Genomic DNA, 12,820 nt, shown 5'->3' with positions numbered 1-12,820 from the left:
GGAAGCGCGTTTCGAGGACCAGCCGGCGATCGACGGTCAACGCAGGCCGGTGACGATCTTGTCGATGGCCGCGCCGAGCTTGCCGTACTTCTCGGTGTACGGCACGGGGTACACGCCGGGCGGGTCGGCCGGGCGGTTCACGTCGATGTAGTCGGTGCCCAGGTTGCAGAACACCACCACGATGTAGTTCCGCTTCTCCTTGCCCGGCAGGGAGTGCACGATGCCGGCGTCGCTGCCGGTGGTGTCGACCCAGCCGTTCTTGTGCGCGTAGGTGACCTCGGCCGCCTCGTCGCACGGGCGAACGTCCTGCCCGTACACCGCGCCGCCGACGGTCACCGTGCCGTCCGCCGGGTTCACCCAACGCGGAGGCGTGACCTGCGGGATGCCCGGCGCGGGGTAGGCGCGCCCGCACCAGTTGGTGGTGGACAGCATCTCGTTGTGGCCCTGGTCGCCCAGGGTCTTCAGGAAGAACCGGCGGGACGGGTGGCTGAGCACGTCCCGCGTGACGTGCTTGCCGGTGTCCGTGGTCCACAGCGGGCCGGGACCGCCGTTCACCAGCAGCAGCAGCTTCGCGGTGTCGATGCCGCTCATGTTGGAGCCGATCCACCGGCCGCCGTTGCCGGGGTTGGTGCCGGTGATCATCAGCGTCGGCAGGCCCAGGTCCACGAACGACCGGTTCAGCTCGTCCATCGCGTTCAGGTCGTGCAGCATCTTGATCAGCGCGCAGGTGGACTCGTTCTGCGACTTCGTGATCATCTCGTCGAAGTACCGCCGCACGGTCTTGGTGGACGGCCCGCCGCACACCGGGTGCGGCGTCACCGGCTGGTAGGCGTAGTTCCCGTCCAGCGCCACCCGGCCCTGGTCGACCAGGCGCAGCACGCCGAAGCCCACCATCAGCTTGAGCACCGACGCCGGGTAGGGCGACGAGAAGTCGATCGGCGCGTTCTCCCGACCGGCCAGCACGTCCCGGGTTCCCCGGCCCCCGTTGACGTCCCACTCGGTGTCGTCCCACCACCGGTAGCGGATCTGGTCGGTGGACAGCGTCCTGCGGTTCACGGGCACCACGAGGCCGTCCGGGTACTGCGGGCTGAGCAGCACGTCGGCCATCGCGACCGGCCGCCCCGCCCGGTCCAGCTCGATCACCGCGACGTCCATGTTCGGCGTCTGGTGCAGCGGCTTGCCCGCCGCGAGCGTGACCCGTTCCGCCAGTTCCACGGGTGTCGCGTCGTACTTCTCCGCCGCGCCGGACCGGGACACCGCCGGACCCTCCGGCGGCGTCAGGTCGATCACGTTCTTGAAGTCCTGCGCCACGATCGCCTGCCGCACGGCCTCGGCGAGCCGTTCGGCGGGGCCGGCGGCGGCCGTGCCGGGCGCGGTCGCCATCGCACCGGCCACGGCCGCCACCACCGTGAAGGTCGACATCCTGCTTTTGAGCAGCCTCAATGCACACTCCCCCGTCACTGATCAACGCTGACGAAGGCGACCGTAGTGCATCCGTGACCTCACCGTGACCAGAACCTACCGGACACCCGCGAGGTCGACCGTCCGCGTCTCCTTGGCGATCAGGGCCGCCACCAGGGACACCGCGCCCATCCCCGCCAGGTACGCGGCGATCGCGTAGCCCGTGCCGAACTTCGCGTACAGGCCGATGGCGATGATCGGCGCGAGCGATCCGGCCAGCACCGACGCGAGGTTGTACGCCAGGGACACCCCGGAGTACCGGATCTCGGTCGGGAACAACTCGGAGAAGAACGCGCCGATGACCGAGCTGTACGCGGCGAAGATCAGCAGGCCGCCGGACACGGCGAGGATGATCGCGAACGTGTTCCCGGTGTCCAGCAGGCCGAAGAACACGAACGCCCACACGATCGTCGCCGCCGACGCCGCCAGGTAGATCGGCCGGCGGCCGATCCGGTCGGCGAGGATCGCGAACAGCGGGATGGTGAGCACGGCGACGCCCTGGCCGACCATCACGGCGGTGAGCGCCACGGATTGGCTCAACCCCAGCATCTTCGTCACGTACGTGATGACCAGCAGCGAGTAGATGTAGAAGCCGGCGTTCTCCCCGAACCGGGTCGCGGCGGCCAGCACGACCTTCCGCCAGTGCCGCCGGACGACCACGCCGGCGGGCAGCCCGACCGGCGCCTTGGCCTGCTCGAACAGCGGTGTCTCGGCGACGTGGAGCCGCAGCCACAGGCCGATCAGCACCAGCACCGCCGACAGCCCGAACGCGATCCGCCAGCCCCAGGACAGGAACGCCTCGGGTGACATCACCGCGCCGAGCCCGGCCAGCGCCGCCGCCGCGAGCAGGTTCCCCAGCGGTGGCCCCACGTTCGGCCACGACGACCAGAACGCGCGCCGCGAGCTGTCGCCGTGCTCGGACACCAGCAGCACCGCACCGCCCCACTCGCCGCCGAGCGCGAAGCCCTGCACCAGGCGGAGCAGCACCAGCAGCGCCGGGGCCGCCGCGCCGATCATCGCGTACGGCGGGATCAGGGCGATCAGGCACGTCGACGCGCCCATCAGCACCAGGCTGGCGATCAGCGTGGCACGGCGGCCTTTCCGGTCGCCGTAGTGGCCCAGCACGACGGCCCCGACCGGGCGGGCGATGAAGCCCACCGCGTAGGTCGCGAACGCCAGCATGGTGCCGACCAGCGGGTCGGAGTCCGGGAAGAACAGCTTGTTGAACACCAACGCCGAAGCGGTGCCGTAGAGGAAGAAGTCGTACCACTCCACAGCGGTGCCGGCGAGGCTCGATCCGGCGATCAGCGGCAGGCTCTTGTGCGTTTTCCGTTGCGGGGAGACGGTGTCGGTCATCGTCGACCTCCGTGGATCAGAGTTCGTAGCTGCTGAGGAAGGACTCGACGGCGGCGGTCGCCTGCTCGAAGCCGTAGTTGCGGAACGCGTAGCCCTTGGCCACGAACGGCGCTCCGGCGTAGAACATCTCGTACTGGTGGTGACGACCGGCGAACTCGCTGCCCACCGCGTCCCACACCAACTTGAACAACTTCACCCGCTCCTCGGCGGACACACCCGGACTGTGCACATACCGATCGATATCCGGCCGAGTCTCAGTACTGGTCATGTCCGCCACGCTCGACGGCACTTGCAGCACACCACCGCCGACCAGGTCTCGGAGGATCGCCAACACCCTCGGGTACAACTCGGATTGCAGCCCCATCACGCCGTACAGGGCTCGCGCGCCCGGTCGCCACAGGCCTTGCGCGTCCGGTTCCGCCGTGTGCTCGGCCGCCAGCACCGCCGACTCGACCAGCGACGTCAGTGACGCCAGCTCCCCCAGCTTCTCGACCACACCGGGGAACTTGTCCACCCCGTTGACCGCTGCGACCTTCCTCGCCAGACCGGCCAGGAACCGCAACTTCACCGCGAACCTGAGCTGCGCCTGCCAGTTCCCCAGCACATGCGCACCGGTATCAAAGAACTGACGCCGGAGACCCGCCACATCGCGATAGACGAACACCCGCTCCCACGGGATGAACACGTCATCGAACACCAGCAAGGCGTCCGTCTCATCGAACCTGGTCGTGAGCGGGTAGTCGTACCGACTCGTCGCGGCCGGCGCATAAGGCCGGCGGCACAACAGCTTCAGCCCCTCGGCACCTACTGGCACCGCGAAACTGATCGCGAAATCCGTGTCGTCCGGGCTCAGCGGCTTGATGCAGGACACCAGGATCTCATCCGCCACCGCACCACCGGTCGCCAACATCTGCGCGCCCCGCACGACGATGCCGTCGGGCCGCTCTTCAGCGACACCGACCTGGACGAAGTCGCCGTCCCACTCGTGCGCGGTCGTCGCACGGGACACCTGCGGCGGGATGATCGCGTACGAGACATACAGGTTCTCTGTTTGCACGCGTTGCTGGAACGCCACCACGTTCGTTGCCAGATTGTCGGCGAACGCCTCCGGGTGCGCGGCGAACGCGGCGACGAACGCGCCCACGTGATCCGGGCTGCGGCCCACCCACCCATGCGTGTGTTCGGCCCACACCTTAGCGGCGGCACGGAACGCGGTCAGGTCCTCCCGGCTGCGCGGGGTGGTGAACAGCCGGTTCACCGTCCGGCCGCCTTGTTCGATCGTCATTCCGGACGAGGGATCAGCGGCGATGTCGAACAGTTCCGCGATCGTCTTCGCGACCGGCGCGAACGCCGGGTGGTGCGCGACGTCGTCCACCACCACACCGTCCACGTAGACCCGACGATTGTCCTTCAAGGAGGCCAGGTACTCGGCTCCAGTCCGCATCACGTGCTCCTCTGCTTGGTTTCGTAGGCGTGGGTCAGCAGCGGGCCACCGGGCACTTCGAGGTGCACCCGCCAGTAGCTGCCGTAGCTGAACTCCCCCGCCAACAATGGCAACGTGCCGCAGAACAGCACGAGATCGCCCTCGACGTCACCGAGCGCCCGTGCCATCCGGTCCAAGGTGTCGACCGGGTGCCGCAGGGTGGCCACCCGACCTCGTTGGTACTGCCATCCGTCCACACTGGACTCGGCGATCAGGTTGTCCCATCCGAGGTCGGCGAGGTCGATCTCCACCACCTGCGCCCCCAGCGGTTTGGGGCACGCGGCCTTGGACGCCGCGATGTCGGCGCGCTCCAGGTCCCGGTCGGTGTGGTCGGAGCCGACGCCCAGGAAGTGCCGCCCACCCGACCGGATCACCACCGGTTCGACCTCACCGGACGTCGCCGGTCCCCCGACCTCCACGATCGCGTCCGTGGTCAGCAGGGCCGGATCGAGGTCGTAGAACGCCGGCACGCTCGCCGGGCGCGGCACCCCGATCGCGGCCAACTCCTCGATGTGCGCCTCGACCGAGGCGATGTCCCGCGCCGTGTACCCGGCGACGACCAGCCGTGCCGGCGTCAGCGTCAACTGCTCTTTCGAGCCCGTGACATGCAGCGTCAGCGTCATGACCGCCCCCAGCGCCGGTCGGCGAGCACGGGGAACTCGGCACGCGCCTTCGCCACGGCCGCCAGGTCGTACTCGCAGACCGTGACGCCTTCATCGGCGCCGGCCTCGGCCAACACCGTCCCCCACGGGTCCACCACCCGGCTCCCACCGGCCAGCTCGACCCCGTCCTGCACGCCGACCGCGTTGCACGCGACCAGCAACACCTGCTCCTCGACCGCCCGGCATTCGGTGAACAGCCGCCAGTGCCGGCTCCGTGCGGCAGGCCAGGCCGCCGGCACGATGACCGTCTCCGCGCCCCGGTCCACCAGGCCTCGCCAGAGTTCCGGGAACCTGAGGTCGTAGCACGTGGTCGCGCCGACCGGCCCCAGCGCGGTGTCCGCCACGTCCAGCTTGTCGCCCGGCGTGAGCAGCGAGGCTTCCCTTGAGGCGTAACCGAACACGTGCACCTTGCGGTAGGTGTGCACGATCCGCCCGTCCGGCGCGATGATCACGGCGGTGTTGAACAGCCGACCCTGATCATCGCGCTCGACAATGCTGCCCAAGTGGACGTGCGCACCCAGGTCGACGGCCCACTGACGCGCCGCCTCGACGGTCGGCCCGTGCAAGGGCTCGGAGCGCTCCGAGTAGGTGTCGAACGCGAAGTAGCCAGCCGCCCACAGTTCAGGCAATACCACCAGATCCGCGCCGCTTGCTTCAGCGACCATCCGACCAACACGCGCACGGCGTGCATCAGGTGTTTCCTCAGGAGGGCTGGCCACTTGAACCAGTGCGATCTTCATGCGATTCCCCAATCATTAAAAAACTGCACCACCGCAGAGGAACCACAACGCAAGGCGACCAGTACCTACGCAGGTCTGGTCTCAAGCCGGGAACGCTAAGCAGCGGCACCACATCATCGATAAGCCCCTGAAGCCGCCAGGGACGGCTGGAACGCCACGCGCGCTACGGAACGCGCACTTGCGGCTGCCAGGTCGCGTTCTGCTTTTGAGTACGCGAGTCGGTTGGCTGGGCGGGTTGCTCTGCGGGCGGCGTGTTGCGCTGACACCGGTCCCCAGGCAGCCTTTAGGGCTACCGATGATGTGGTCCCGTTGCGTGCTGTTCCCAGCTTGAGCCCAGACCTGCGTAGGTTCTGGTCACCCCGCCGTTGTGGTCACTCTTCTGCCGTCAAGCTGCGTAAAGAGCTGAAATTTTTCTCTTCCGGCCTGGAGCACGGTTTCACGGCTTTCCCTGTGGTGCCCAGGAGAGCACGTCCAGTGCGCCGTTCGGGGCGAATGCGCCCAGGTCGGCGACGCCCTTGGCGAACACGTAGTTCTGGATCGTCGCCACCGGCAGGAACCACGCCTCGTCCACCACCGTGCGGTGGAACGCCTTCGCGGCCCCGTCCTGCTCCGTCTCCGAGGCGGCGGCCAGGGTTCCGAATGCCCGGTCGATGTCGGGGTCCGTGCTCTGGAACGGGTTCAGCGGTGAGGTCGCCCCGGTGATGTTGAACAGCGCGCTCGCGAACAACGGCGTGTTGAGCCGGAACGTGGTGGCGGAGAACCTTCGCGACGTCAGGTCGGCGACGTACCGGTTGAGGTCGTTGCCGTCCGTTTGGATGGTCGCCGTCACGCCGACCTTCGCCAATTGCGCGGCCACCGCCTGCGATGTCGTGTTCATGCCGAACGTCAGCAGGTCCACCAGCTCGAACGAGAAACCGTTCTGGTAGCCGGCCTCGGCGAGCAGCCGCCGGGCCTTCTCCGGGTCGTACGGGTAGACCGCTTCCAGCGACTGGTCGTGGCCGTCGGTGCCGGCGGCGGCGAGTTGGCCCACCGCCTGGTACCCCGCGCCCAGCGCCTTGGCGATCGCGTCACGGTCCACGGCGTGGTTGAGCGCCTGCCGCACCCGGACGTCGCCCATCGCGGGTGTGGTCTGGCCGGCCCGGTCGATCAGGTACAGCGCCAGCACTCCGGGGTTGCCCTCCAGCACCGACGCGCCGCTCGCCCGTGCCTGGTCGGCCGATGTGGCCGTGGCGTTGAGGTTCACGTCGACCTGGCCGCTCGCCAACGCCTGCACCGCCGAGTTCGGGTCGGGGATCACGCGCACCTCGACCTTGGTGAACCGCTGCGACTCGGGCCGGTAGTAGTTGGGGTTCTTGACGAACGTGTAGTGGTCGCCCGCGATCGTGGCCGACGTGTCGAGCATGTACGCGCCCGCGCCGAACGTCTTGGCCGTCAGCTTGTCGGGCTGGGCGAGGCCGGCGGGGCTGATCACGTCGCCCCAGTTCACCAGTTGGCTGAACACGTACGGCAGGATCGGGTTCGGCGTGGTCAGCTCGACCCGGACGATCGGGCCCTCGCTGGTCACGTCGCTGATCCCGGTCAGGAACGGCTTCATCGGGCCGGGACTGGCGAGGTAGTACTTGAGCGTCGCGACCACGGCCGCCGGGTCGACCGGGGTGCCGTCGGCGAAGCGCACGTCCGGCCGGATGGTCATCTCGAACCGCGTGTTGCCGGGGCCGACGTACTTCCAGTCCGACGCGATCGCCGCGCTGAACGTGCCGTCCGAGTTGGCCCGGATCAGCGGCTCGTAGGTCAGCCAGTGCACGATGCCCTGGACACCGGAACCGTTCTGCGCGGGGTCGAGGCTTTCCGGTGGGGCGGGCAGCGCGATGACGAGGGTGTCGTCGGCGGCGGCCGAGGTGCCGGCACAGCCGGCGGCCAGCAGCGCGAACGCCGCCAGCAGGGCTGGGAGTCGTCTCATCCGACAGGTCCTTTCTCAGGCGAGGGCACGGCGTTCGGCCCGTCGGCGGGCCTGTGCGGACGGGTCCGGCACGGGCGCGGCGGCGAGCAGTGCCCGCGTGTACGGGTGGCGCGGGGTCTCGCAGACGTCGTCCACGCGGCCCGCCTCCACGACCCGGCCGCGGCGCAGCACCACGACGCGGTCCGCGAGGTGCCGGACCACAGCGAGGTCGTGGGTGATGAACAGGTAGGACAGGCCGCGCTCGGCCCGCAGGTCGGCGAGCAGGTTCAGCACGTGGGCCTGCACGGACAGGTCCAGCGCGCTGACCGCCTCGTCACAGATCAGCAGGCTCGGGTCGGGCATCAGGGCACGGGCGATGGCGATCCGCTGGAGCTGGCCGCCGGAGAACTGGCCGGGATAGCGGCCCGCGGCGCCCCGGTCGACACCCACGCGGTCGAGCATCGCGCCCACCCGGTCCCGTGCCTCGTCCCGGCCGGTGCCGGGCGGCAGGGTCTCCGCGACGGCCTGGCCGATGGTGCGGCGGGGGTTGAACGACAGGTAGGGGTTCTGGAACACCACCTGGAGCCGGCCGCTCAGCGCACGGCGCTCCTTCGGCCGCAGGTCGGTGATCTCCCGGCCGTCCAGGCGGATCGTGCCGCCGGACACCGGCACGAGGCCGAGCACGGCCTTGCCGAGGGTCGTCTTGCCGGAGCCGGACTCGCCCACCAGGCCGACGGTCTGGCCGGGCTGGACGGTCAGCGAGACGTCGGTGAGCGCGACCTGGTCGCCGTACCGCACATCGAGGTCCGCGATGTCGAGCAACGCCCTCATCGTCCGACTCCCGTCGCTCTGCAGAACAACGCCTTCATCGCCCTGCTCCCGTCGTGCCGACCAACGCCCTCATCGCCCGACTCCCGTCGTCGTGCCGTGCCGGGGATGGACACAGCGGTAGCTGCCGCGGGCCGGCTCGGCGGTGACGGCCACCGGAGCCGCGCACTCCGCGGTCGCGAACGCGCAGCGCGGCGCGAAGCGGCAGCCGTCGGGCCAGTGGCCGGGTGAGGGCACGGAGCCGGGTAGCACGGGCAGTCGGGCACCTGGTGGCGCCGCGCTCGGATCGGCGGCCAGCAACGCCTCCGTGTACGGGTGCCGGGGCGCGTCGAACACCCGTCGCACGTCGGTCTGCTCCACGACCTGGCCGGCGTACATGACCACGGCCGTGTCGCAGGTGTCGGCGACGACACCCCAGTCGTGGGTGACCAGGACCAGGGCCATGCCGGTGCCGTCCCGCAACTCCCGCAACAGGTCCAGGATCTCGGCCTGCACGGTCACGTCGAGCGCGGTCGTCGGCTCGTCCGCGATCAGCACCCGCGGCTCGCCCGCGAGCGCACGCGCGATCGCCACCCGTTGCGCCATCCCGCCGGATAGCTGGTGCGGGTACTTGGCCAGCACACCGGGCGGGTCGGGCAGGTGGACGGACTCCAACAGCTCGACCGCCCGCCGCAGCACCTCCGCCCGGGTCGCGCCCCGGTGGTGGTGGCGCACCGCCTCGGTGAGCTGGTCGCCCACCGTGAACAGCGGGTCCAGGCTGGCCACCGGGTCCTGGGCGATGTAGGCGATGCCGCCGCCCCGCACCAGGGCCATGCCGCGTTCGTCCAGCGACAGCAGGTCCTGCCCGGCGAACCGCACCTCGGCCGCGTCGACCACCGCGCCGGGCGGCAGCAGGCGCAGCACGGCGGACACGGTCATCGTCTTGCCACAGCCCGATTCCCCGACCAGTCCCAGTGCGGAGCCGGGGTGCAGGTCGAAGCTCACGTCGTCGACGAGGGTCGTGCCGTCGTCCAGCCGCACGGACAGCCCGCGCACCGACAGCACCGCCGTGTCGTCCGGCGGCGCACCCGCCTTCCGGGTGACGCTCGTGCGCATCCGCCTCCAGGACAACGGTTCCCGGCTCGTGCGGTCGTCGGTGGCGGCACGCACGACGTCACCGAGGACCGCGCACGCGATGGCCGTCGACGCCACCACGCCACCGCTGGGCACCAGCAGCCACGGTTGCCGGTAGATCGCCTGGGACGCCTCGGCGATCAGCCCGCCCCAGCTCGGCTCGGGCGGCTGCACGCCCAGGCCGAGGAACCCCAGTGAGGCCTCCACCAGCAGCGCCGAGCCGGCGACCAGGGCGACCAGCGAGATGACCGGGCCGATGACCGAGGGCAGCACGTGCCGACCGAGGATTCGGGGCGTGGTCAGGCCCGCGACCCGGGCGGCGGCGACGAACGGCTCGTCGCGCACCGCGACCGTGGACGCCCGCACCACCCTGGCCAGGCCGGCGGCGGACAGCACGCCGAGCGTGATCATGGCGGCGGACTCGTCGTGCGGGAAGATCGCCAGCACGACCAGCAGAATCACCACGGCGGGCATGGCGAGCGCCAGATCGCTCACCCGCAGCACGATCCGGTCCAGCAGGCCGCGCCGGTAGCCCGCGAGCACGCCCGCCGCGCAGCCCAGCAGCAGGTACGCGGCCAGCGCCTGGCCCACCACCAGCAGGCTCACCTGCCCGCCGTGCAGCACGCGGCTGAGGATGTCCCGGCCAAGCTGGTCGGTGCCCAGCCAGTGCGCCCACGTCGGTCCACTGTAGACAGAAGCGAGGTCTTGCTCCTGCGGGTCGTAAGGCGCGATGAGGTCGGCCGACACGCAGGCCAGGACGACCAGTCCCAGCCACGCCAGGCAGGTCGCGCCGAGCGGTCGGCTCACGACCGCGCGCCACGCGTTCACCGGGTCACCGCGTTCGGGCTCAGCCAGCCGGTGACCAGGTCGACCAGCAGGTTGACGATCACCACCAGGACCGTGAAGCACAGCACGACCCCTTGCAGGACCGGCAGGTCGTGCTGCGCCGCGGCGGTGACGGTGAGCTGGCCGAGGCCCGGCAGCGCGAATAGCTGCTCCACCACGACCGACCCGCCGAGCAGACCGATCAGCACCACGCCGAACACCGCGACCACGGGAAGGGCGGCGTTCTTGGCGACGTGCCGGAAGATGATCCGCCGCGCGGGCAACCCGTTGGCGCGCAACGCCCGGACGTAGGGCCGCCCCAGCACCTCCACCACCGCGCCCCGCACCTGCTTGGCGATCACCGCGATCCCGCCCACCGCCAGGCACACCACCGGCAGCGCGAGCGACAACGCCCACCCGTCCGGCGACTGCGCCGCCGGCACGTACCCGGTGACCGGGAACCACGCCAGGTTCACCGCGAACACCACCACCAGCACCAGCCCGAGCCACGGCGTCGGCACGCTCATCGCGACCACCGACAGGCCGTCCAGCACCCGCCCCGCGACCCCGCCGCGCAGCGCGCCGAACATCCCGAGCGCGACGCCCACGACGGCGATCACCAAGGCGGACAACAGGAGCAGCGACAGGCTCACCGCCAGCCGCGAGTCGACGATCGCCGACACGGACTCGCCGGTGAACAGCGAGCGGCCGAGGTCGCCGCGCACCGCGCCGGACAGCCACGTCCCGTACTGCTCCGGCAGCGGCCGGTCCAGCCCGAGCTGGGACCGGACCTGCTCGTACGCGGCGGGATCGGTGTTCGTGCCCAGGACCACCCGCGCGGCGTCGCCGGGCGTCAGCCACGCCAGCAGGAACGTCAAGGCGGACAGGACGACCAGCAGCGGGACCGACCACAGCAGCCGGCCGCCGACCAGGCGGAGCATCACCGCGTCCCGGGTAGCAGCACGGTCGTGCCGGGCAGGAACGTCACGGTAGCGGGCGACCCCGACTCGTCGGCCCGGGTCACGGTCACGCCCAGCCGCACCGCGTCACCCGGCGCCAGGCGCAGGTGCACGGGGTAGACCTCCACGTCGAGCGTGACGGGCTCGCCCTGCGGCAGCTCTTCCGCCCGGTCGTGCGGGTGCCACGGCGCGGCGGGCTCGCTGCGCTCGGCGTCCACGGCCCGGTGCGACGCGCGCAACCGGCCTTCGGTGACCTGCTGGACCTCACCGCCGGCCCGGACCACCGAGATCCGCGCGTGCAGGTCGACGTCGGCGCAGCCCGCCACGGACAGCACGGCCGTCAGGCCCACGTTGCCCAGCAGCTCGGTCGGCCGGTCGACCGGCAGGTCGAAGGTCGCGGACTCGCCCCACAGCCGCATCCCGGACTCGGTGGCCAGGTCCACCAGCACGTTCACCGGCGTGGGCGGCGCGGGCGGCACGCTGAGCAGGCTCGCGGCGACGTCGACGGTCGTGGGCTCGGCCACCGGCTCCCAGCGGGTCCAGGACGGCTCGGGCCAACCCCGGTGCGAGGTCCACTCGTCGGCGCCGAAGACCGCCAGCCGCACGTTGTCCGCGGAGTGGTCGCCCTGGTCCCGCAACCAGAGGTCCAGCCAGCCGACGAGTTCGGCGCGCAGCTCCGGGCCCAGGAACGGCTCGTGGCTCCAGTTGCCGACCAGCAGGCGCTTCGGACCGGCGGCCTGCCGGAAGCCGCGCACCGTGCCGCGCAGGAAGTAGTCCTGCCAGCCGCCGATGAACAGGGCGGGCACGTCCAGGGCCGTGAAGTCGGCGCGGTGGAACAACTCCGTGTCGAACGGCTCGTCCACCAGCTCGGAGTAGAAGTGCCGCAACCCGTCCCGGCGGGTCTGCTCGCGCGAGGAGTTGAGGAACGTCCGGGCGCCCCACGCGGTGTGCGAGGGGATGCCACCGCGCTTCCACATGTCCCGGTAGGTGTCGGTCGGCGCGATCCACGGTGCGATGCAACGGAGTCCGCGCGGCCGTCGCACAGCGGCCAGCAACTGGTTGATCCCGCAGTACGACCCGCCGACCATGGCCGTGCGGCCGTCGCAGAAGTCCTGGTCCGCCAACCACTCCAGCAGCTCGGCGCTGTCCTGCGCCTCGCGTTCGGACAGCACGCCGTGGTACGGGCCGGTCGAGCCGCCGAATCCGCGCACGTCGGCGACCACCACGTCGTAGCCGGCGTCCAGCACGGCCGCGACGAGGTCGGCGTTCTGGGCGGCTTCCTTGCGGTACGGCGTGATCGTGACGACGACCGGGGACGGCGTCGCGCCGCCCGGATAGCGCAGCGCGGACAGCACCGCGCCGTCGCTCATCGGGATGTCGAGCCGCTGGGGCGGCGGCAGGTTCGGGTTTTCGGGCATGGCGAAGAAACCTCGCTTCGAGGGGAGTCCGGGGAG

General features: G+C 70.7%; 10 protein-coding genes. All 10 read right to left on the bottom strand.

Features of this window, described 5'->3' with window-relative positions; genetic code table 11:
• Positions 1-36 precede the first annotated feature (36 nt).
• On the bottom strand, positions 37-1,443 hold the full coding sequence (locus ACQPZF_RS06080; RefSeq protein WP_433269126.1) for a serine hydrolase: 1,407 nt from the start codon (positions 1,441-1,443) through the stop codon (positions 37-39).
• Positions 1,444-1,518: 75 nt separating this feature from the next.
• A complete protein-coding gene (locus ACQPZF_RS06075; protein ID WP_433269124.1) occupies positions 1,519-2,817 on the bottom strand; it encodes an MFS transporter in 1,299 nt (432 codons plus the stop codon).
• 16 nt (positions 2,818-2,833) lie between these two features.
• Positions 2,834-4,261 (bottom strand): 4-hydroxyphenylacetate 3-hydroxylase family protein, encoded by a 1,428-nt coding sequence (locus ACQPZF_RS06070; RefSeq protein ID WP_433269122.1) that lies wholly within the window; start codon positions 4,259-4,261, stop codon positions 2,834-2,836.
• Positions 4,261-4,923, bottom strand: coding sequence for a DUF2848 family protein (locus tag ACQPZF_RS06065; protein ID WP_433269121.1), 663 nt, complete (start codon positions 4,921-4,923; stop codon positions 4,261-4,263). Before ACQPZF_RS06065 ends, ACQPZF_RS06070 begins: the two co-directional genes overlap by 1 nt.
• Positions 4,920-5,702: a carbon-nitrogen family hydrolase gene (locus ACQPZF_RS06060; protein WP_433269119.1), complete on the bottom strand. Its 783-nt coding sequence runs from the start codon at positions 5,700-5,702 to the stop codon at positions 4,920-4,922. Before ACQPZF_RS06060 ends, ACQPZF_RS06065 begins: the two co-directional genes overlap by 4 nt.
• A 436-nt stretch (positions 5,703-6,138) precedes the next feature.
• The gene (locus ACQPZF_RS06055; protein WP_433269117.1) at positions 6,139-7,662 is read right to left on the bottom strand and encodes an ABC transporter substrate-binding protein; all 1,524 of its coding nucleotides are present in this window, start codon (positions 7,660-7,662) and stop codon (positions 6,139-6,141) included.
• Positions 7,663-7,677: 15 nt separating this feature from the next.
• Positions 7,678-8,472, bottom strand: coding sequence for an ATP-binding cassette domain-containing protein (locus tag ACQPZF_RS06050; protein ID WP_433269115.1), 795 nt, complete (start codon positions 8,470-8,472; stop codon positions 7,678-7,680).
• Positions 8,473-8,541: 69 nt separating this feature from the next.
• Positions 8,542-10,410 carry a dipeptide/oligopeptide/nickel ABC transporter permease/ATP-binding protein gene (locus tag ACQPZF_RS06045; RefSeq protein ID WP_433269113.1) on the bottom strand — a complete coding sequence of 623 codons (1,869 nt, stop codon included), beginning with the start codon at positions 10,408-10,410 and terminating at the stop codon, positions 8,542-8,544.
• Positions 10,407-11,348, bottom strand: a complete 942-nt coding sequence (locus ACQPZF_RS06040) for an ABC transporter permease (RefSeq protein ID WP_433269111.1) — start codon at positions 11,346-11,348, stop codon at positions 10,407-10,409. The genes ACQPZF_RS06045 and ACQPZF_RS06040 overlap by 4 nt, the downstream gene beginning before the upstream one ends.
• The gene (locus tag ACQPZF_RS06035; RefSeq protein ID WP_433269109.1) at positions 11,348-12,784 is read right to left on the bottom strand and encodes a CocE/NonD family hydrolase; all 1,437 of its coding nucleotides are present in this window, start codon (positions 12,782-12,784) and stop codon (positions 11,348-11,350) included. Before ACQPZF_RS06035 ends, ACQPZF_RS06040 begins: the two co-directional genes overlap by 1 nt.
• Positions 12,785-12,820: the final 36 nt, after the last annotated feature.

Origin of the sequence: Actinosynnema sp. CS-041913 (assembly GCF_050942485.1) — a bacterium.
Taxonomy (GTDB): Bacteria; Actinomycetota; Actinomycetes; order Mycobacteriales; family Pseudonocardiaceae; genus Actinosynnema.
This window is presented reverse-complemented; position numbering and strand designations above follow the sequence as displayed.